Raw genomic sequence first — 18819 nt, forward strand, 5'->3', positions numbered from 1 at the left:
CCGATGCGGTCGACCCGGCCGACCCGGCCGATCGTGCTCACGAAGGCGTCCCGATGAGCGCGGGCCGGCTCGGATCGATCTCCGCGCGGCTGGTGCTGATGCTGGCGCTGGTGGCGGTGGTGGTGTTCTCCGCCGCCGGCTTCCTGCTGCACAAGGCGCTGGAGCAGGTGCTGATCGCCGACGAGCGCGCCGACCTGCTCGGCAAGACGGAGGTCGTGAAGCACTTCATCGGCGAGGCGCGATCGATGGACGATCTGCCGATGTTGCGCCGCCACCTGGCGGCGACGAGCGTCGGCGGGCGCTTCCGCTGGAACGTGTGGCTGGTCGGGCGCGATGGCGCGCTGCTGTACGGCGCGGAACCCATGCCGCCGTCGGTGCAGCGCGACGGCGAAAAGGTCTGGCTGCGTCGGCAGGATGGCGTCGAGCTGCGCGGCGCGCATTTCCGTCTGCCCGATCACGCGGTGTTCCCCGATGCGCAGGTGCTGATCGGCATGGACCCGAGGCCGCGCCAGCAGATGCTGTCGACCTATGACGACGCGGGCCTGATGGTCGGCGTGGCCGGCGTGCTGTGCACGATCGCGCTGGCGTGGCTGGCGACGCGGCGCGGACTGCGCGCGTTGTCGGCGCTGTCGCGCGAGGCCGCGGTGATCCAGCCCGGCACGCTGTCGCGCCGGCTCACGCTGCCCGAGGACAGCGCCGAGCTGATGCCGCTGGCGCAGCGCTTCAACGAGGTGCTGTCGCGGATGGAGGAGGCGTGGCACCAGCTCGAGGGCTTCAACGCGAACGTCGCCCACGAGCTGCGCACGCCGCTGGCGATCATGATCAACGGCGCCGAGGTGGTGTTGTCGCGGGACCGGCCGGAGGCCGAGATGCGCGACGTGCTGGAGTCCCACCTCGAGGAGCTGCGTGGCATGGCGTCGATGATCAACGACATGCTGTTCCTCGCGCGCGCCGACCAGGGCGACGCGGCGGCCGACCTCGTCGAGCTGTCGCTGCGCGATGAGGCACTGGGCGTGGGCGAGTTCGTCGAGATCCTGCTCGACGAGAAGCACCAGCGGCTGGCGGTCGAAGGCGACCATCGGATGCCGGTCAACCGCGCGCTGCTGCGACGGGCGCTCGTCAATCTTCTGACCAATGCGTCGCGGCACGCACCGGAAGGCGCGACGCTGACGGTGCGGATCGAGCGCGCCGGGGAGGGTCAGGGCTTGCGCGATGTGAGCCGCGGAGAGGGCATGACGGGTGACGCCGACGGCGTGAAGATCGTCGTGATCAATCCGGGCGATCCGATTCCCGAGGACATCCGTCGGCGCATGTTCGACCGCTTCTGGCGCGGCGAGTCCTCGCGCTCGAAGGCGGGGGACCGCTTCGGCCTCGGGCTGGCCATCGTGCGCGCGGTCGCGCGCATGCATGGCGGCGAGACCTTCGCCGCGTCGGCCGACGGGAAGACCGAAATCGGTTTCACGCTGCGGCCGCCGATCCGTGCGGTTGTGACGGATAACACCGTGCGTTAGCCGGGGCCTGGGCTCGGCAGGCGCGGGAACTGGCCGATAAACCCGGATGGCCCGTTCGGGCCATCCCGTCCGCCGCGTGCGGCCGCCAGCCTTCCACACGTCCTCATGAAACTCCGAACCCGAATCCTCTTCCTGTGTCTTGCCGCGCTGATCGGCATGGTGGTCCTGGCCGCGGTGTCCCTGACGACGCTGCGCCAGACGATGATGAAAGAGCGCACCGCGCAGCTGTCCACGCTGGTGGTGCTGGCGCAGTCGGCGCTGGAAAAGCTGCATGAGCAGGAGACCGCGGGCAAGATCACCCGCGAGGAGGCGCAGAAGCAGGGCAAGCTGATCATCGGCAGCTTCCGCAAGGACGAGCTCTACTTCTTCGTCCGCGGCTACAGCGACGACGTCAACCTCGTCCACCCGAACCCGAAGCGCGTCGGCATCGTCGACGCCAAGGGCGGCAAGGAAGCCGGCGTGCGCTACCGCACCGCGCTGGAAGGCAAGAAGGTCGGCACCGTGATCGCGCTGGGCACGCGGCCCAACACGAAGGACGAGGTCGAGAAGCTCTACGCGGTGGTTCGCTTCGAGCCTTGGGACTGGATCATCGGTTTCGGCGATTACATCGATGACATCGACAACGCCTTCTGGCGCAGCGCCGTGGTGCTGCTGTCCATCGGCCTGGCGCTGATGGCGGTGGTCGGCGTGCTGGGTTGGCGCCTGGCCGGCAGCATCTATCGGCAGCTGGGCGGCGAACCGGCGTATGCCGCGGACATCGTCCACCGCATCGGCGCGGGCGACCTGAACGTGGCGGTCGACCTGCGCGGCGCGCACGCCGACAGCCTGCTGTCCGCGATGGACCGCATGCAGCGCAGCCTGTCGACGACCGTCGGCCAGATCCGCGGCTCCACCGACACGATCGCGACGGCCGCCGGCGAGATCGCCGCCGGCAACCGCGACCTGTCCTCGCGCACCGAATCGCAGGCGAGCGCGCTGGAAGAGACGGCGGCCTCGATGGAAGAACTGACGGCGACGGTCAAGCAGAGCGCCGACAACGCGCGCCAGGCCAACCAGCTGGCGATGTCCGCGTCCGAGATCGCGGTGCAGGGCGGCAAGGTGGTCGACGAGGTGGTGGCGACGATGGCGTCGATCAGCAGCTCGTCCAACAAGATCGTCGACATCATCGGCACGATCGACGGGATCGCGTTCCAGACCAACATTCTGGCGCTGAATGCGGCGGTGGAGGCGGCACGGGCCGGTGAGCAGGGGCGCGGCTTCGCGGTCGTGGCCTCGGAGGTGCGCACGCTGGCGCAGCGCAGCGCGACGGCGGCCAAGGAGATCAAGACGCTGATCGGCGACTCGGTGCAGAAGGTCGAGGCCGGCGGCGTGCTGGTCGGCCAGGCGGGCGCGACGATGTCGCAGATCGTCGGCAGCGTGAAGCGGGTCACCGACATCGTCGGCGAGATCTCCAGCGCCAGCCAGGAACAGACCGCGGGCATCGAGCAGATCAACCAGGCCATCACGCAGATGGACCAGGCGACGCAGCAGAACGCGGCGCTGGTGGAGCAGGCGTCCGCAGCGGCGGAATCGCTGGAGCAGCAGTCGCAGGTGCTGGTCACTGCCGTCGGCGTCTTTTCTTGATTGCTGACGGCCGCGGCCGCTGGCCCTCACCCCCACCCTCTCCCGCAAGCGGGAGAGGGAGCAAGAGGAGCCAGCGCCACGAGTCGAACCGGCTGGACTCCCTCTCCCGCTTGCGGGAGAGGGCAGGGGTGAGGGCCAGCAGCCTCACGCATGAACTGACGGACTACGCGGCAGCTTGCTCGCTGAACTGCGTGTAGCCCTCCGCGCCGCCGCCGAAGTACGCCGACTGCGGCGCATCGAACAACGGCAGGTTGCCCTTCAGACGCTCGACCAGATCCGGGTTCCCGATGAAGGGCTTGCCGAAGGCGACCATGTCCGCGTGACCTGAGGACGTGGCATTCAACGCGCGCTGGCGGTCGTAGCCGTTGTTGGCGATGTAGGCGCCGCCAAAGGCGTATCGCAGCGCTTCCACGTCGAAGGCATCGGCGCCGTTGCCGGCATGCAGCTGACCCTCCACGACGTGGAGATAGGCCAGTCCCCGCTCGCCGAGCTTACGGGCCAGGTAGCCGTGGGTCTCGGCCGGCGTGCTGTCGATCGGCGTATCGCCGATCGCCGTCGACAGCGGCGACAGGCGCAGGCCGACGCGGTCCGCGCCCCACACTTCGGTCACGGCATCCACGACTTCGAGCACGAAGCGCGCACGGTTCTCGATCGATCCCCCGTACGGGTCGGTGCGACGGTTGGTGCTGTCGCGCAGGAACTGCTCCAGCAGATAGCCGTTGGCCGCGTGGATCTCCACGCCGTCGAAGCCCGCGAGCTTCGCGTTGACCGCGGCGCGGCGGTAGTCCTCGACCAGGCCGGGGAGCTCGGACAGCGCCAGCGCGCGCGGCGCCGACGGCGGCTCGAAGCCGGCCTCGGTGAAGACGACCGTGCCCGCCTGGAGGGCGGACGGCGCGACCGGCGCGGCGCCGTCCTTCTGCAGGCTCACATGCGACATGCGGCCCACGTGCCAGAGCTGCAGCACGATCTTGCCGCCGTCGGCATGCACGGCATCGGTGACGCGCTTCCACGCCTCGACCTGCTCGGGCGTGTAGATGCCCGGCGTCCACGCATAACCGCGGCCCTGGCGGGAGATGTTGGTCGCCTCCGCCACGATCAGCCCGGCGGAGGCGCGTTGACGGTAGTACTCGACGGCCAGCGGCGACGGCACGCCGTCCGCGCTGGCGCGGGAGCGGGTCAGCGGCGCCATCGCGACGCGGTTGCGGACCTCGATCGCGCCGATGCGGCCGGGGGTGAAGAGCTTTTGGTCGGAGGCGGCGATGGGGGTGGACATGACGGTTCCTTTCACGTTGAGTCGGAGCGTGGTGAGCCGTCTGATGTCGGAGGAATCGTGTCGGCGGCTCGATGACACGACGAAGTCTGGGCATCGGCGCCACATTCATCCAATTTATCCGTTGAACAACAGATATGCGTCGGGCAACATGGCTGGATGCGATACGACCTGAACCTGCTGCCGGTGTTCCTGGCGGTGATGGAGGAGCGCAGCGTGACCCGCGCGGCGCAGCGGTTGGGCATCACGCAGCCGGCGCTGTCCAACGCGCTGACGCGGTTGCGGGCGATGCTGATGGATCCGCTCTTCATCCGGGAGCGCTACGGCATGCAGCCGACGCAGAAGGCGGAGGAACTCGCGCCGATCATTGCCGCCGCGCTGGCCAGCCTGGATGCGGCGATCCTCGGCCAGCAGGACTTCGATCCGGGGAAGTCGACGCAGCTGGTGACGCTCGCGCCGAACAGCTATGTCGAGCTGGTGCTGGTACCGGCGATCGTCGCGCGGCTGCGGCAGCGGGCGCCGAACATGGCGGTGCGGCTGACGCCGTTCGGCACCGACCTGGCGGAGACCGGCGTGATCTCGGGCTCGACGGCGATGGTGTTGGGCCGGGTGGTCGAGCCGCCGGACAACCTCGTGGTGCAGAAGGTGATGGAGGACGGGCTCGCGTGCATCGTGCGGCGCGGACATCCGGTCGTGGATCGCAAGCTGACGCGCAAGCAGTACGAGCAGCTCAAGCACGTGAACGTGCTGCCGCCGGGCCGGTTGCGCGTGGGGCTGTTCCAGGCGCTGGAGAAGCAGGGCCTGAAGCGCGAGGTCGCGGTGTCGGTGACGCACTTCCTGGCGGTGCCGGAGGTCGTCGCGGTGACGGACTACTGTGCGACGCTGCCGGCGCAGATCTGCCGCAAGCTGGCCTCCGACAAGCGTCTGAAGGTGCTGCCGTCGCCGGTGGACCTCGGCACCTTCCCGGTGGAGATCGCGTGGCACGTCAGATACCGGGACGATCCGGCGCATCGGTGGTTGAGGGCGCTGGTGGCGGAGGTCGCGGCCGAGGTGGCGGCGCAAGGCGAGGTGGCTTCGTCGAAGAAGGCGTGAGGCGCGGCTAGGATGACGGCATGCCCGCTCTCGATCCGACTCCCACCGCCTTCATGCTCGACCTCGACGGCACGCTCGTCGACACGCTGGGCGATTTCGTCGCGGTGCTGAACCGCGTGATGGCCGACATGGCCCTGCCCGCCGTCCAGCGCGACTTCATCGAACACACGATCGGGCAGGGCAGCGAGCATCTGATCCGCAGCGTGCTCGCCGAAGCCGGCGCGCCTCAGGAACACTACGAGCAGGCCTGGGCGCTCTACCAGCGCCACTACGAGGTGCTCAACGGCGATCACGCCGACGTGTTCACCGGCGTGATCGAAGGGCTGGACGCGCTGAAGGCGCTCGGCCTGCCGATGGCCTGCCTGACCAACAAGCCGGCCGCGTTCGCGCGGGAGCTGCTCAAGCGCAAGGGCTTGGACGGCTACTTCGACCGCGTCTTCGGCGGCGACGACTTCGAGCGCAAGAAGCCCGATCCGATGCCGCTGCTCAAGACCTGCGAGGCGCTCGGGTCAGCGCCCGCGACGACCTGGATGATCGGCGACTCCAGCAACGACGCCCGCGCCGCGCATGCCGCCGGTTGCCCGATCGCGCTCGTCAGCTACGGCTACAACCACGGGCAGCCGATCCGCGAGGTGCCCGCGGAGCGCTACATCGATCGGCTCGACGAACTGCTCGGCTGAGCGTCCGGGAAGCGCCGCCGGGGAAGGGCTCGGAGGAGGGGCGCTTCAGCGCCCGCTGCCCGCCGCGTTGCGGTTGCTCGCCACCGCCTTCGCGCCGCCGAGCAGCGCGACCTTCAGGTCGCTGTCCGCCGGCGACTTGCCCAGCCAGATCTTCAGCAGCACGTTGAAGAAGTCCTCGCCCTTGATCGGGTCGCCGGGGATCAACTGGCCGTTGACGAAGACCACCGTGCCCGTCCCGGGGATGTAGTCCACGCCGAAGCTCTCGCCCGTCTTGAGCTTCTTCTTCTGCACGAAGATCTCCGACATGCGCAGCACGCCGGAGATCGACCGTCCGAATTCCTCGCGCGACGCGTTCTGCTCCATGCCCTTGGTGAAGAGCTTGCCCAGCTCCTCGCCGTCGATGTCGCGCAGCATCTGGATGTGGATGCGCTTGGGCCCGTTGTTGGCCAGCACGGCCTCCGGCGTGGTCGCCTTCGCGTTCATGTAGAGGCCGGCCGTGTAGACCTTGAAGATCGCCTTGTAGCGGATCCCCGCGCCGTTGAGCAGCAGCTTCTGGCCGGCCACCTCCACGGTGCCGTCGTACTTGACGCCGGCCACCTCGATCGGCGCGGTGGCCGCAGCGGCCGCGGAGGCGACCGGGGGCGTCGACTGGGCCGACGCCGCGAACGGCGCCAGCATCGCGATCGCGAGCACGCCCGCGGCCTTCAGGACTTTGCGCTTGGACATGTTGTCTCTTTCCCTCCAGGGGTCGGCCGGCTCCACGGTCGGCTCTGGATGCGAAGTATCCGCCAGGCACCCGAAGCGGGGCCTCCGGGAATCCTCCTGCTACACTGGTCCGCACCATGTTTATCACGCGCAAGCACATCAAGGGGTCGAACGACCGGGGAGCCTGGCCCTGGCGATCCTGGCACGACTTCACCTGAAGCCGCCTGATGCTTGCCACCCGCCGTCCACCCCTATCCCCCGGACGCGGGAACCGTCACACATCCTCTGCACCCTACCGTACGGGGCAGGTCCAACAGGCGACCTGAGTTACCGCTTGCGCGCGCGTCGTGATGCCCTGCGTCACTGACGACACGCCGCAACCGACGAGAGGTTTGACGACGTGATCACCGAACTGGAATTCCAGAGCCTGGCCGCCGACGGCTACAACCGCATCCCGCTGATCAGCGAGGCCTTCGCGGATCTCGAGACCCCGCTCTCGCTCTACCTGAAGCTCTGCGCCGGCAACGGCCCGGGCCGCCACAGCTTCCTGCTGGAATCGGTGGTCGGGGGCGAGCGCTTCGGCCGCTACTCCTTCATCGGCCTGCCCGCGCGCACCGTGCTGAAGAGCGAAGGGCCGGTCACCCGCGTGATCCGCGACGGCGCCGTGATCGAGACCCACGAGGGCGACCCGCTCGCCTTCATCGAGGCCTACCAGCAGCGCTTCAAGGTCGCGCTCCGACCCGGCATGCCGCGCTTCTGCGGCGGACTGGCCGGCTACTTCGGCTACGACGCCGTCCGCTACATCGAACCGCGCCTGGCCGGGTCCACCCCGCCCGGCGGCCTGCCGACGCCCGACGTGATGCTGCTGCAGTGCGAGGAGCTGGCCGTCATCGACAACCTGTCGGGCAAGCTCTACCTGATCGTCTACGCCGACCCTGGTCAGTCCGAGGCCTACTTCAAGGCGAAGAAGCGCCTCACCGAGCTGAAGGACAAGCTGGGCTACTCGGTCGCCGCGCCGCGCGTCGCGCGGGCGCAGGCGCATCCGGTCGAGCGCGAGTTCGCCAAGGCCGACTTCCTCGCCTCCGTCGACAAGGCCAAGGCCTACATCGCCGCCGGCGACTGCATGCAGATCGTCTTCGGCCAGCGGCTGAAGAAGCGCTACACCGAGTCGCCGCTGAGCCTCTACCGCGCGTTGCGCTCGCTGAATCCCAGCCCCTACATGTACTTCTACGACATGGGGGACTTCCAGATCGTCGGCGCCTCGCCCGAGATCCTGGTGCGCCAGGAGCAGACGCCCGACGGCCGCAAGGTCACGATCCGTCCGCTGGCCGGCACGCGTCCGCGCGGCGGCACGCCGGAGCAGGACCAGGCGCTCGAGGTCGAGCTCAAGGCCGATCCGAAGGAACGCGCCGAGCACCTGATGCTGATCGACCTGGCCCGCAACGACATCGGCCGCATCGCGCAGACCGGCAGCGTGAAGGTGACGGACGCCTTCGCGGTCGAACGCTACTCGCATGTGATGCACATCGTCAGCAACGTCGAGGGCATCCTGAAACCTGGCATCGGCAACATGGACGTGTTCCGCGCCAGCTTCCCCGCCGGCACCTTGTCGGGCGCGCCCAAGATCCGCGCAATGGAGATCATCGACGAGCTCGAACCCGTCAAGCGCGGCATCTACGGCGGCGCCTGCGGCTACCTGAGCTTCGGCGGCGACATGGACCTGGCCATCGCGATCCGCACCGGCATCGTCATGGACCAGGTGCTGTACGTGCAGGCGGCGGCGGGCATCGTGGCGGACTCGGTGCCCGAGCTCGAATGGAAGGAGACCGAGGCCAAGGCGCGCGCGCTGCTGCGCGCCGCGGAACTGGTCGAAGAAGGCTTCTGAAGCTGAAGTGAACGAAGGAGCAACGACATGCTGCTGATGATCGACAACTACGACAGCTTCACCTTCAACCTGGTGCAGTACTTCGCCGAGCTCGGCGCCGAGGTGAAGACGGTCCGCAACGACCAGATCACGCTCGACGGGATCGCGGCGCTGAACCCGACGCATCTGGTGCTCTCGCCCGGCCCGTGCACGCCCAAGGAAGCGGGCGTCTGCGTGCCGGCGATCCAGCGCTTCATCGGCCAGCTGCCGATCCTGGGTGTCTGCCTGGGCCACCAGAGCATCGGCGCCGCGCTGGGCGGCAACATCATCCGCGCCAAGGTGCAGATGCACGGCAAGTCCTCGACGATCACGACCGACACGCAGGGCGTCTTCAGCGGACTGCCCGAGCGCTTCGACGTGATCCGCTACCACTCGCTGGCGATCGAGGAATCGACGATGCCCGCGGCGCTGGAGATCAGCGCCCGCAGCGAGGACGGCGAGATCATGGGCGTGCGTCACCGCGCGCTGGCCGGCACCGCGACGCCGCTGGAAGGCGTCCAGTTCCATCCCGAATCCATCCTCTCGGAGCACGGCCACGCCATGCTCAAGAACTTCCTGGAGTTGGCACGATGAACACGAGCACGAACACGGCCTCGCACCCCCGCGCAGACCTCGTCGATCTGCGCAGCGACACCGTCACGCAGCCGACCGCCGGGATGCGCGCGGCGATGGCGGCCGCGGCGCTGGGCGACGACGTCTTCGGCGACGATCCGAGCGTCAACGCGCTGCAGGCGGCGCTGGCGGAGCGGCTCGGCTTCGAGGCGGCGCTGTTCATGCCCACCGGCACGCAGAGCAACCTCTGCGCGTTGATGGCGCACTGCCAGCGCGGCGACGAGTACATCGTCGGCCAGTTCGCCCACACCTACCGCTGGGAAGGCGGCGGCGCCGCGGTGCTGGGCTCGATCCAGCCGCAACCGCTGAACCACGCGCCGGACGGCTCGCTGCCGCTGGCCGACATCGAGGCCAACATCAAGCCCGACGACGCGCACTTCGCGCGCACCCGGCTGCTGGCGCTCGAGAACACGATCGGCGGCAAGGTGCTGCCGATGGACTACCTTGCCGCGGCGTCCGAGCTGGCGAAGCGCCATGGCCTGTCGCGCCACCTCGACGGCGCGCGCCTGTTCAACGCGGCGGTCGCGGTCGCCGCGCGCGACGGGAGCGATCCGTACGACGCGGCCAGGCGCATCTGCTCGCACTTCGACAGCGTGTCGGTCTGCTTCTCCAAGGGCCTGGGCGCGCCGGTCGGTTCGGTGCTGTGCGGCTCGCGCGAGCTCATCAAGAGCGCGCACCGCTGGCGCAAGATGCTCGGCGGCGGCATGCGCCAGGCCGGGCTGCTCGCGGCCGCGGCGCACTACGCGCTCGATCACCAGGTGAAGCGCCTGGTCGAGGACCATGCGCTGGCCAAACGCCTTGCCGAAGGCCTGCAAGGACTGCCGGGTCTGACGGTCGAAGCGCCGCAGACCAACATCGTGTTCTGCGACGTCGACAAGGGCATCGCGGCGAAGCTGGTCGAGCATCTGAAGTCGGAAGGCGTGCTCACGACCGGCCTGTACAAGCTGCGCTTCGTCACCCATCTCGACGTGGACGCCACGGGCGTCGATCGCGCGGTCGCGGCGACGCGCCGGTTCTTCAACGCCTGAGCGGGAGATCGCCATGCCCATCACCGACAACGAGGCGCTGACCCGCGTCATCGAGCACCGCGAGATCTTCCACGACGAGATGCTGGCGCTGATGCGCCGCATCATGAGCGGCGACATCTCGCCGGTCACCGCCGCGGCGATCCTGATCGGCCTGCGGGTCAAGAAGGAAACCATCGGCGAGATCACCGCCGCCGCGCAGGTGATGCGCGAGTTCTCCGTCAAGGTGCCGATCGAGCCCGGGCCGTATCTGGTCGACGTCGTCGGCACCGGCGGCGACGGCGCGCACACGTTCAACATCTCGACCTGCTCGATGTTCGTCGCGGCCGCGGCCGGCGCGCAGGTCGCCAAGCACGGCAATCGCAGCGTGTCGTCCAAGACCGGCAGCGCGGACGTGCTGGAGGCCCTCGGCGTGACGCTGTCGCTGCCGCCGCAGGCGGTCGCCGAGTGCGTCCGCAAGACCGGCATCGGTTTCATGTTCGCGCCCAACCATCATCCGGCGATGAAGAACATCGCGCCCGTCCGCAAGGAACTCGGCGTGCGCACGATCTTCAACATCCTGGGACCGCTGACCAACCCGGCCGACGCGCCCAACATCCTGATGGGCGTGTTCCATCCGGACCTCGTCGGCATCCAGGTCCGCGTGATGCAGCGCCTGGGCGCGCAGCACGCGGTGGTCGTCTACGGCAAGGACAACATGGATGAGATCTCGCTGGGCGCGGCGACGCTGGTCGGCGAGCTGAGGAACGGCGAGATCCGCGAGTACGAGATCCATCCCGAGGACTTCGGCATGCCCATGGTCGCGAGCCGCAACCTGCGCGTCGGCGGGCCGGAAGAGAGCCGCCAGGTGCTGCTGGGCGTGCTCGGCAACGAGCCCGGCGCGGCGCGCGACATCGTGCTGCTGAACGCGGGCGCGACGCTGTATGCGGCCAACGTGGTCGAGTCGATCGCCGACGGCATCGCCAAGGCGCGAGTCGCGATCGAGTCCGGCGCCGCACGCGCGAAGCTGGATCAGTTCGTGGCCGAGACGCAGCGGCAGGCCGCCGCGCAAGCCTGAGAGGTCCGAGACGCGGCAGGGCCGATCGGGCCTCGCCGCGGTAGCGCCCGGCCCTCGCGCCGGCATGAAGTGAGAGTCGTATGTCTGACATCCTGGATCGCATCAACGCCGTCAAGCGCGAGGAAGTCGCCGCGGCGCAGGCGCGCGTGCCGCTCGCCGCGCTGCGCGCTGAAGCCGAATCCCGCGCCGAGCCGACGCGCGGCTTCGTGAAGGCGCTGCGCGCCAAGATCGCCGACGGCCGCAGCGGCGTCATCGCCGAGGTCAAGAAGGCCAGCCCGAGCAAGGGCGTGCTGCGCGAGGACTTCCGTCCCGCCGACATCGCCCGCAGCTACGAGCAGCACGGTGCGGCCTGCCTGAGCGTGCTGACCGATGCGCCGCACTTCCAGGGCTCGATCGAGTTCCTGAAGCAGGCCCGCGCGGCGTGCGCGCTGCCGGTGCTGCGCAAGGACTTCATGATCGATCCGTACCAGGTCTACGAAGCCCGCGCGATGGGCGCCGACTGCATCCTGCTGATCGCGGCGAGCCTGGACGACGGCTTGATGGCCGAGCTCGAGGACTGCGCGCTGGGCCTCGGCCTGGACGTGCTGGTCGAGGTCCATGACGGCGCGGAACTCGAGCGTGCGTTGCGCCTGAAGACCCCGATGGTCGGCATCAACAACCGCAACCTGAAGACCTTCGAGGTCACGCTGGACACGACGCTCGGACTGCTGAAGCACGTGCCGGCGGATCGTCTGCTGGTGACGGAGTCCGGCATCCTCGGCCCCGCCGACGTGCAGCGCATGCGCGACGCGCGGGTCCATGCCTTCCTCGTCGGCGAGGCCTTCATGCGCGCGCCCGATCCGGGCGCGGCGCTGTCGGCGCTGTTCCGCTGATGGATCGCTGCCCGTCCTGATGAAGAACGCCCATTGCCGATGACTGCGACGCTCAAGACCCTCGACTGGTCGGCCGGTGACGGCTGGCAGCCCCTCATCGACGCCTGGCGCGACAGCGCCGACGGCCGGCGCATCGAGGCCTTGCTGAAGGCCCGCCTCGCCGAGGGCGCGGTGATCTATCCGCCCGATCCGTTGCGCGCGCTGCGCCTCACGCCGCTGACGAACGTCAAGGTCGTCATCGTCGGCCAGGACCCGTACCACGGGCCTGGGCAGGCGGAGGGGCTCTCGTTCTCCGTGCCGGTGGGCGAGAAGCTGCCGCCCTCGCTGCGCAACATCTTCAAGGAACTGCAGCGCGATCTCGGGCAGCAGCCGGCGATGTCGGGCCATCTCGGCGAGTGGGCGCGGCGCGGCGTGCTGCTGCTCAACACCAGCCTGACGGTCGAGGACGGCGCCGCCGCCTCGCATGCGAAGAAGGGCTGGGAGTCGCTGACCGACGCGCTCATCGCCGCGACCGCGCAAGACCTGGGCCCCAAGGTCTACCTCCTCTGGGGAGCTCATGCGCAGGCGAAGGCGCCGCTGATCGAGGCCGCGAGCCATCGGCACCTGGTGCTGCAGGCCAACCATCCCTCGCCGCTCTCCGCCACGCGTGGTCCCGCACCTTTCATCGGCTGCGGCCACTTCTCCACCGCAAGCGACTGGCTCCGAGGCCAGGGCATCGAGCTCGGCTGGTCCCTGGATTGAGGGTTCTGCCAAGATCGTCTGCTACGTGGTCCTCCCGATTTCCCGCAGAGCCATAACTGGTACGTTGGTGGTTATAACCACGACGCCCCTCCGAACGGGGCTCGGACATCAGGGTTAAGTCCAGTGCGCTACCAATTGACGCTGCGCGTTTTTTGGTACTAAACTGGTATTAATCATGACAAGCCACCCCCTGGCGGACGCCTGGTCCGCACCTCTGCAGCCGCGCTTCGCGGGCGTCCGCTTCCTGGTGGGAGTGGATGGCGGGGGCACCGGCACGCGGGTCCGGCTGAGCGATGTCCACGGACAGCTGCTCGGACAGGGATGGGCGGGGCCGTCGGCCCTGGGGCAAGGCATCGCCCAGGCCTGGCGCCACATCCAGACGGCCGTCCAGGAAGCGGCCGCCAAGGCAGGGATCGAGCGTCTGCCGCTCGGCGAAACGGCGATCGGCCTCGGTCTCTCGGGCGCCGGCGTCGCCGCGCAGGCGCAGGCCTTCATCGCGCAGCAGCCCGGCTACGCCCACATCGAACTCGTGAATGACGGCACCACGTCCGTCATCGGCGCCCATGCGGGCCGGCCCGGCGGCGTGATCGCGGCCGGCACCGGCACCGTGGGCGAGGCCTTGCGCGCCGACGGCTCACTGGTCTGCGTCAGCGGCTGGGGCTGGATCGGCGGCGACGAGGGCAGCGGCGCATGGCTCGGCATCCAGGCGATGCGGCTGGCGCAGAAGGCGATGGACGGCCGCGTCGACGCCGGCCCGCTGGCCCGCGCCGTGTGGGCCGCCGCCGGATGCGGCAACGACCAGGACCGCGATGCGATCAACGCCTGGGTCGCCCAGGCCGGCCAGCACGCGTACGCGCAGCTGGCGCCGCTCGTGTTCGAGCAGGCGGAATCCGATCCCGCCGCCGCGGCGCTCGTCGCGCAGGCGGTTGCGGAGTTGGAGCAGCTCGCGCTCGCGCTCGACCCGGCGCGGCAACTGCCGCTGTCGCTCGCGGGCAGCGTGGCGCAGCGGCTCGCCGCGCTTTTCTCAGGCAACATTCGGGCCCGTTGCGTGTCGCCCCAGGGCGACTCGGCCGACGGCGCGCTGCGGCTGGTCCGCGGCGCTCTCTCCGACCCCCGTTGAAGACGAGAAGCCCGATGAGCACCAAGCTGCCCTTCCAGTTCAAGCCTGACCCCGCCGCCGCGTCGCCGCTGTACATGCAGCTGGCCCACAAGCTGGCGCAAGCGATCCGCGAAGGCCAGTACCAGGCCGACGAGGCCCTGCCGTCGGAGCGCGTGCTCTCGGAGTCGCTCGACCTCTCGCGCGTCACCGCCCGCAAGGCGATCGACCGCCTCGTCGAACAGGGCCTGATCGTGCGCAAGCGCGGCTCGGGCAACTACATCGCGCCCAAGCTGGAGCAGCCGCTGTCGCGCCTGACCAGCTTCTCCGAGGAACTCCACCAGCGCGGCTTCAAGCCCAGCAGCCGCTGGCTGACGCGCGGCTTCGCCATGGCGGCGCCGGATGAGCAGCTCTCGCTCGGCCTGACGACCGGCCAACGCGTCGCGCGCCTGGAGCGCCTGCGCCTGGCGGATGCCGTGGTCATGGCCTATGAGCTCTCGGTCCTGCCCGAGGCCGTGCTGCCCGATCCGCAGCAGGTCGAGTCCTCGCTGTACGAGCACCTCGCCCAGCACGGCGGCGCGCCGGTGCGCGCGCTGCAGCACATCCGCGCCATCAATGCGGACTCGCGTCTGGCCGGCCTGCTGCAGGTGCCGGTGGGACAGGCGGTGCTGTTCATCACCCGCGTGGGCTACCTCGACCAGGGTCAGGCCGTGGAGCTCACCCATTCCTACTGCCGCAGCGACTACTACGACTTCGTCGCGGAGATGAGGCGAGACGGATGACGACCCAGCACATCGACGGATTCATACTGACACCTGACGGGTTCATCCGCGGTGTGCTGGAATTTGACAACGGCCCCCAGGGCGGGTCTGCGGCCAGCCCGTCCCCCGAGGGGGTCCCGGGCGCCTGGGGCGGCCCGGCGCTTCCCCGGGCCGGTCGCATCGTCCGTATCGACGGCACCGCCGTGTCCGAGCACGAGGTTCGACACGGCGCGCAGGACCTGCCGATCGTCCTGCCCGGCTTCATCGACACCCACGTCCACGGCGGCGCCGGCCGCGACACGATGGAAGGCGGCGACGCCGCCGCGCAGCTCGCGAAGCTGCATGCGACACACGGCACCACCTCGCTGCTCGCGACGACGATGACCGCGCCGCTGGACGAGATCCGGCAGGCGATGCGCGGTCTGGCCGAGCTCTGCGTCGTGCGCCCCGAGGGCGGCGCGCGCGTGCTGGGCGTGCACCTCGAAGGGCCGTACATCAATCCCGGCAAGCTCGGCGCGCAGCCGGACTTCGCCAAGGTCGCGTCGATCGCCGAGATCCGCGAGCTGCACGCGATCGCGCCGATCCGCCTGATCACGCTGGCGCCGGAACTGCCGGCGCACCTCGACCTCGTCACGCAGTTGCGCGAGGCCGGCTTCCAGGTCCAGATCGGCCATTCGCTGGGCACCTACGAGGACGGCGTGGCCGCGCTCGGTCGCGGCGCCGGCGGCTTCACCCACCTGTTCAATGCGATGACGGGCCTGCACCACCGCGAGCCCGGCATGGTCGGCGCCGCGCTGGCGCACGCGCAGTACGCCGAGATCATTCCGGACCTGCTGCACGTGCATCCGGGCGCGATCCGCGTCGCGCTGCGCAGCATCCCGCACCTGTTCTGCGTCACCGATTCGACGGCGGCCGCCGGCATGCCCGATGGCGAATACCGCCTGGGCCGCCACCGCGTCACCAAGTGCCTCGGCGGCGTGCGCCTGCCCGACGGCACGTTGGCGGGATCGACGCTGACGATGGACCAGGCGCTGCGCAACCTGGTGCTGAAACTGGGCCTGCCGATCGAGGACGCGTCGAAGCGCGTCTCGACGAACGCGGCGGATTATTTGGGTCTGGACGATCGGGGCCGTCTGGCGCCGGGCGCCTGGGCGGATTTCGTGGTGATGGACCGTGGCTTGCAGTTGCAGTGCGTGGTCGTTGAAGGAGAAGCAATTGACCTCGCGAATGCTGGATGAGGCGCTGAGCGCGCCGCAGGTGGTGGCCCGTCAACTGGCCGCTGATCAGAACGCTTATGCCTCGCTGGGCAACGCGCTGCGCGAGCAGCCGCCGACCTCGCTGCTGACGATCGCACGCGGCAGTTCGGACCACGCGTCCCATTACCTCGCCTACCTCGTGATGGCGCGGCTGGGCCGGCTGGTGACCTCGCTGCCGATGTCGCTGATCACGCTGTACCAGAGCAAGATCGAGAGCCAGGGGCTGGTGTCGTTCGCGTTCTCGCAATCGGGCCAGAGCCCGGACCTGGTCTCGCCGACGCAGTACTTCCGCGCCAACGGCGCGCGCACGGTGGCGTTCGTGAACGCCGACGGCTCGCCGCTGGAGGCTGCCGCCGAGTACGTGTTCCGCCTGCATGCCGGCGTCGAGCAGAGCGTCGCCGCGACCAAGAGCTACATCGCGCAGCTGGTGGCGGGCGCGCGCGTCGTGGCCGCCTGGCAGGGCGACGAGGACCTGTCCGCCGCGCTGCAGACCCTGCCGCAGGCGATGGAGCAGGCCGCGAAGCAGCGCTGGGACGTGGCGGTCGACGTGCTCAAGGGCGCGGACAAGCTGTTCGTCATCGGCCGCGGCACCTCGCTGCCGATCGCGCTGGAAGCGGCGCTGAAGTTCAAGGAGACCTGCGGCATCCAGGCCGAGGCCTTCTCCGGCGCGGAAGTGAAGCATGGTCCGATGGCTCTGGTGGACGAGGGCTATCCGCTGCTGGTGTTCGCGCCGCGCGGTCCCGCGCAGGCCGGTCTGCTGGCGCTGGCCGAGGAGATGCGCGGCCGTGGCGCGCGCGTGCTGCTGGCGGCGCCGGAGGGCACGCCGGGCGCCGAGCTGCCGCTGACCTGCACCGGCAACGAGGACCTCGATCCGATCGCGGCGGTGCAGAGCTTCTATCCGATGGTCGAGGCGCTGGCGCAGGCGCGGGGCCTGAACCCCGACCAGCCGCGGCATCTGGCCAAGGTCACCAAGACGCATTGAGGGACGGGCCCGGCGCCGCCGGGCCTCCGCGGACTTCCGCGATCCATCCGAATTACCCAGCCGTCGACCCGCGGGCCAGGCAGAAGAGAGCGACATGAGCGAGACAGCATTCCATCCGGGCCGGCTGGTGATGGTGGACATCCAGGGCAAGACGCTGGATGCGGCGACCGCGGCCTTCCTGCGGGACAACCGGATCCGCGCGGTGTGCCTGTTCCGCAAGAACCTGGGCACCGAGGCGGAGGTCCGCCAGCTCACGCGGGACCTGCGCGACGCGATGGGCGCGGATGCGCTGATCGGGCTCGACCAGGAGGGCGGCTCCGTCGTGCGGGCGACCTTCCTGCCGCAGCCGCCGTCGGCGATGGCACTGGGCGCGGCGGGTGACGAAGGCCTGGCCGAGCAGGTCGGCGCGGCGGTGGCGCGCGGGCTGCGCGGCATCGGCATCAACTGGAACTTCGCGCCGGTCACCGACATCAACAACAACCCGGCCAACCCGGTGATCGCCGAGCGCAGCTTCGGCGAGACCGCGGACACCGTCACGCGCCTGGCCGGCGCGTGGATGAAGGGCTCGATGGCGGCGGGCGTCGCCTGCTGCATCAAGCACTTCCCGGGGCACGGCGACACGCACGTCGACTCGCACCTGGACCTGCCGACGGTCGAGAAGTCCCGCGCCGAGCTGGACGCGCTCGAACTCAAGCCCTTCCAGGCGCTGCGCGACGTGGCGCCGTCGATCATGACGGCACACATCGTCTATCCGCAGATCGACCCGCAATATCCCGCCACCTTGTCGAAGACGATCCTGGGCGGCATCCTGCGCGACGAGTACGGCTACGACGGCGTCGTCATCACCGATGCGCTGATGATGAAAGCCATCGCCGAGCGCTACGGCTTTGCGAAGGCCGCGGTGCTGGCGATCAACGCCGGCGCCGACATGATCCTGGCGCAGGGCTCGCTGGACGAGCAGGCGCAGGCGATCCACGCGTTGCAGGACGCGTTGACGCGCGGGACCCTGAGCGTTGAGCGCGGCCGTCAGGCCGAGGCGCGGCTGGACAAGCTGGCGCGTGATTACCCCATCCGCGTCGATGACTACCGAGGCGCGCAGCGCGAGGCCGACGACGTGCTGATGCGCCGCGCCTGGGCCGCGGGTCTGAGTGCGCTGCGCGGCGCGAAGCCGCCGGCGATCGAACGGCCGATCCGCGTGCTGGTGCAGGACGAGGTGCCAACCGACGGCGTGTCCGAGGCCGGCCCGACCGGCGCGCAGGTGCGCGCGCTGTTCGAAGGCTACGGCGATGTCGAGTTCGTCTCGCTCGGCGACATCGCGACGCTCGACTGGTCCATCGTGCCGGACGACGGCCGCTTCACGATCGTGGCGTCCACGCACCGCGCACGCTATGGCGCCAACGCCGCCGCATGGCGGCCGGACCTGCACCTGGTGCTGTGGAATCCGTTCCAGGCGCTGGATGTCTCGGCCCCCACGGTGATCAGCTGGGGCTATGCCGACGGCGCGCTGGGCGCGCTCGGTGCCTGGCTGCAAGGTCGCGGCGAGGCCGGCGGCCGGTCGCCGGTCACGCTGGATTGACGCCGGTCCCCGCCGCCCCGCACAGCACCGCATCGC

General features: G+C 69.7%; 17 protein-coding genes. 15 read left to right on the plus strand and 2 right to left on the minus strand.

Annotated elements, in window-relative coordinates; genetic code table 11:
* Window positions 1-53: 53 nt before the first annotated feature.
* A complete protein-coding gene (locus AC1VNM_RS24400; protein ID WP_483108633.1) occupies window positions 54-1511 on the plus strand; it encodes a heavy metal sensor histidine kinase in 1458 nt (485 codons plus the stop codon).
* Between the two features lie 105 nt (window positions 1512-1616).
* A complete protein-coding gene (locus AC1VNM_RS24405; RefSeq protein WP_483108634.1) occupies window positions 1617-3134 on the plus strand; it encodes a methyl-accepting chemotaxis protein in 1518 nt (505 codons plus the stop codon).
* A 163-nt stretch (window positions 3135-3297) separates the two neighbouring features.
* Here the strand turns inward: AC1VNM_RS24405 and AC1VNM_RS24410 are convergent, their stop codons facing one another.
* Window positions 3298-4407 carry an alkene reductase gene (locus tag AC1VNM_RS24410; RefSeq protein WP_483108635.1) on the minus strand — a complete coding sequence of 370 codons (1110 nt, stop codon included), beginning with the start codon at window positions 4405-4407 and terminating at the stop codon, window positions 3298-3300.
* 156 nt (window positions 4408-4563) lie between these two features.
* On the opposite strand from AC1VNM_RS24410, the gene AC1VNM_RS24415 reads away from it, so the two are divergent.
* The gene (locus AC1VNM_RS24415; protein ID WP_483108636.1) at window positions 4564-5496 is read left to right on the plus strand and encodes a LysR family transcriptional regulator; all 933 of its coding nucleotides are present in this window, start codon (window positions 4564-4566) and stop codon (window positions 5494-5496) included.
* A gap of 20 nt (window positions 5497-5516) precedes the next feature.
* Complete coding sequence (gene gph / locus AC1VNM_RS24420) at window positions 5517-6176, plus strand: phosphoglycolate phosphatase (protein ID WP_483108637.1); 660 nt, start codon at window positions 5517-5519, stop codon at window positions 6174-6176.
* Between the two features lie 45 nt (window positions 6177-6221).
* Here the strand turns inward: gph and AC1VNM_RS24425 are convergent, their stop codons facing one another.
* Window positions 6222-6902, minus strand: coding sequence for a chalcone isomerase family protein (locus AC1VNM_RS24425; RefSeq protein ID WP_483108638.1), 681 nt, complete (start codon window positions 6900-6902; stop codon window positions 6222-6224).
* Between the two features lie 379 nt (window positions 6903-7281).
* On the opposite strand from AC1VNM_RS24425, the gene trpE reads away from it, so the two are divergent.
* The 11 genes from trpE (at window position 7282) to nagZ (ending at window position 18783) form a co-directional block, all read left to right on the plus strand.
* Window positions 7282-8766 (plus strand): anthranilate synthase component I, encoded by a 1485-nt coding sequence (gene trpE / locus AC1VNM_RS24430; protein ID WP_483108639.1) that lies wholly within the window; start codon window positions 7282-7284, stop codon window positions 8764-8766.
* Between the two features lie 27 nt (window positions 8767-8793).
* Window positions 8794-9378, plus strand: a complete 585-nt coding sequence (locus AC1VNM_RS24435) for an anthranilate synthase component II (protein ID WP_377158149.1) — start codon at window positions 8794-8796, stop codon at window positions 9376-9378.
* Complete coding sequence (gene ltaE, locus AC1VNM_RS24440; RefSeq protein ID WP_377158147.1) at window positions 9375-10445, plus strand: low-specificity L-threonine aldolase; 1071 nt, start codon at window positions 9375-9377, stop codon at window positions 10443-10445. Before AC1VNM_RS24435 ends, ltaE begins: the two co-directional genes overlap by 4 nt.
* A gap of 13 nt (window positions 10446-10458) precedes the next feature.
* Window positions 10459-11499, plus strand: coding sequence for an anthranilate phosphoribosyltransferase (gene trpD / locus AC1VNM_RS24445; protein WP_483108640.1), 1041 nt, complete (start codon window positions 10459-10461; stop codon window positions 11497-11499).
* Window positions 11500-11579: 80 nt separating this feature from the next.
* Complete coding sequence (gene trpC, locus AC1VNM_RS24450; protein ID WP_377158143.1) at window positions 11580-12371, plus strand: indole-3-glycerol phosphate synthase TrpC; 792 nt, start codon at window positions 11580-11582, stop codon at window positions 12369-12371.
* 39 nt (window positions 12372-12410) lie between these two features.
* Window positions 12411-13112, plus strand: a complete 702-nt coding sequence (locus AC1VNM_RS24455; protein ID WP_483108641.1) for a uracil-DNA glycosylase — start codon at window positions 12411-12413, stop codon at window positions 13110-13112.
* Window positions 13113-13287: 175 nt separating this feature from the next.
* Window positions 13288-14232, plus strand: a complete 945-nt coding sequence (locus tag AC1VNM_RS24460; protein ID WP_377158140.1) for a glucosamine kinase nucleotide-binding domain-containing protein — start codon at window positions 13288-13290, stop codon at window positions 14230-14232.
* Window positions 14233-14246: 14 nt separating this feature from the next.
* Entirely contained in the window at window positions 14247-14990 is a 744-nt protein-coding gene (locus AC1VNM_RS24465) for a GntR family transcriptional regulator (protein WP_431101393.1), read from the plus strand.
* Window positions 14987-16207 (plus strand): N-acetylglucosamine-6-phosphate deacetylase, encoded by a 1221-nt coding sequence (gene nagA / locus AC1VNM_RS24470; RefSeq protein WP_483108642.1) that lies wholly within the window; start codon window positions 14987-14989, stop codon window positions 16205-16207. Before AC1VNM_RS24465 ends, nagA begins: the two co-directional genes overlap by 4 nt.
* Window positions 16197-17207: an SIS domain-containing protein gene (locus AC1VNM_RS24475; RefSeq protein WP_377161612.1), complete on the plus strand. Its 1011-nt coding sequence runs from the start codon at window positions 16197-16199 to the stop codon at window positions 17205-17207. The genes nagA and AC1VNM_RS24475 overlap by 11 nt, the downstream gene beginning before the upstream one ends.
* A gap of 94 nt (window positions 17208-17301) precedes the next feature.
* Window positions 17302-18783, plus strand: a complete 1482-nt coding sequence (gene nagZ / locus AC1VNM_RS24480) for a beta-N-acetylhexosaminidase (RefSeq protein WP_483108643.1) — start codon at window positions 17302-17304, stop codon at window positions 18781-18783.
* Window positions 18784-18819 lie beyond the last annotated feature (36 nt).

The organism is Mitsuaria sp. MSU3D, assembly GCF_056867975.1.

Excerpts from the sequence above, each read along its gene's own strand:
- gph (WP_483108637.1), top strand. The coding sequence starts at position 5,517 with ATGCCCGCTCTCGATCCGACTCCCACCGCCTTCATGCTCGACCTCGAC.
- AC1VNM_RS24400 (WP_483108633.1), top strand. The coding sequence starts at position 54 with ATGAGCGCGGGCCGGCTCGGATCGATCTCCGCGCGGCTGGTGCTGATG.
- AC1VNM_RS24460 (WP_377158140.1), top strand. The coding sequence starts at position 13,288 with ATGACAAGCCACCCCCTGGCGGACGCCTGGTCCGCACCTCTGCAGCCG.
- trpD (WP_483108640.1), top strand. The coding sequence starts at position 10,459 with ATGCCCATCACCGACAACGAGGCGCTGACCCGCGTCATCGAGCACCGC.
- AC1VNM_RS24475 (WP_377161612.1), top strand. The coding sequence starts at position 16,197 with ATGCTGGATGAGGCGCTGAGCGCGCCGCAGGTGGTGGCCCGTCAACTG.
- nagA (WP_483108642.1), top strand. The coding sequence starts at position 14,987 with ATGACGACCCAGCACATCGACGGATTCATACTGACACCTGACGGGTTC.
- AC1VNM_RS24415 (WP_483108636.1), top strand. The coding sequence starts at position 4,564 with ATGCGATACGACCTGAACCTGCTGCCGGTGTTCCTGGCGGTGATGGAG.
- AC1VNM_RS24455 (WP_483108641.1), top strand. The coding sequence starts at position 12,411 with ATGACTGCGACGCTCAAGACCCTCGACTGGTCGGCCGGTGACGGCTGG.
- trpC (WP_377158143.1), top strand. The coding sequence starts at position 11,580 with ATGTCTGACATCCTGGATCGCATCAACGCCGTCAAGCGCGAGGAAGTC.
- AC1VNM_RS24435 (WP_377158149.1), top strand. The coding sequence starts at position 8,794 with ATGCTGCTGATGATCGACAACTACGACAGCTTCACCTTCAACCTGGTG.
- AC1VNM_RS24465 (WP_431101393.1), top strand. The coding sequence starts at position 14,247 with ATGAGCACCAAGCTGCCCTTCCAGTTCAAGCCTGACCCCGCCGCCGCG.
- ltaE (WP_377158147.1), top strand. The coding sequence starts at position 9,375 with ATGAACACGAGCACGAACACGGCCTCGCACCCCCGCGCAGACCTCGTC.
- AC1VNM_RS24405 (WP_483108634.1), top strand. The coding sequence starts at position 1,617 with ATGAAACTCCGAACCCGAATCCTCTTCCTGTGTCTTGCCGCGCTGATC.
- AC1VNM_RS24410 (WP_483108635.1), bottom strand. The coding sequence starts at position 4,407 with ATGTCCACCCCCATCGCCGCCTCCGACCAAAAGCTCTTCACCCCCGGC.
- nagZ (WP_483108643.1), top strand. The coding sequence starts at position 17,302 with ATGAGCGAGACAGCATTCCATCCGGGCCGGCTGGTGATGGTGGACATC.
- AC1VNM_RS24425 (WP_483108638.1), bottom strand. The coding sequence starts at position 6,902 with ATGTCCAAGCGCAAAGTCCTGAAGGCCGCGGGCGTGCTCGCGATCGCG.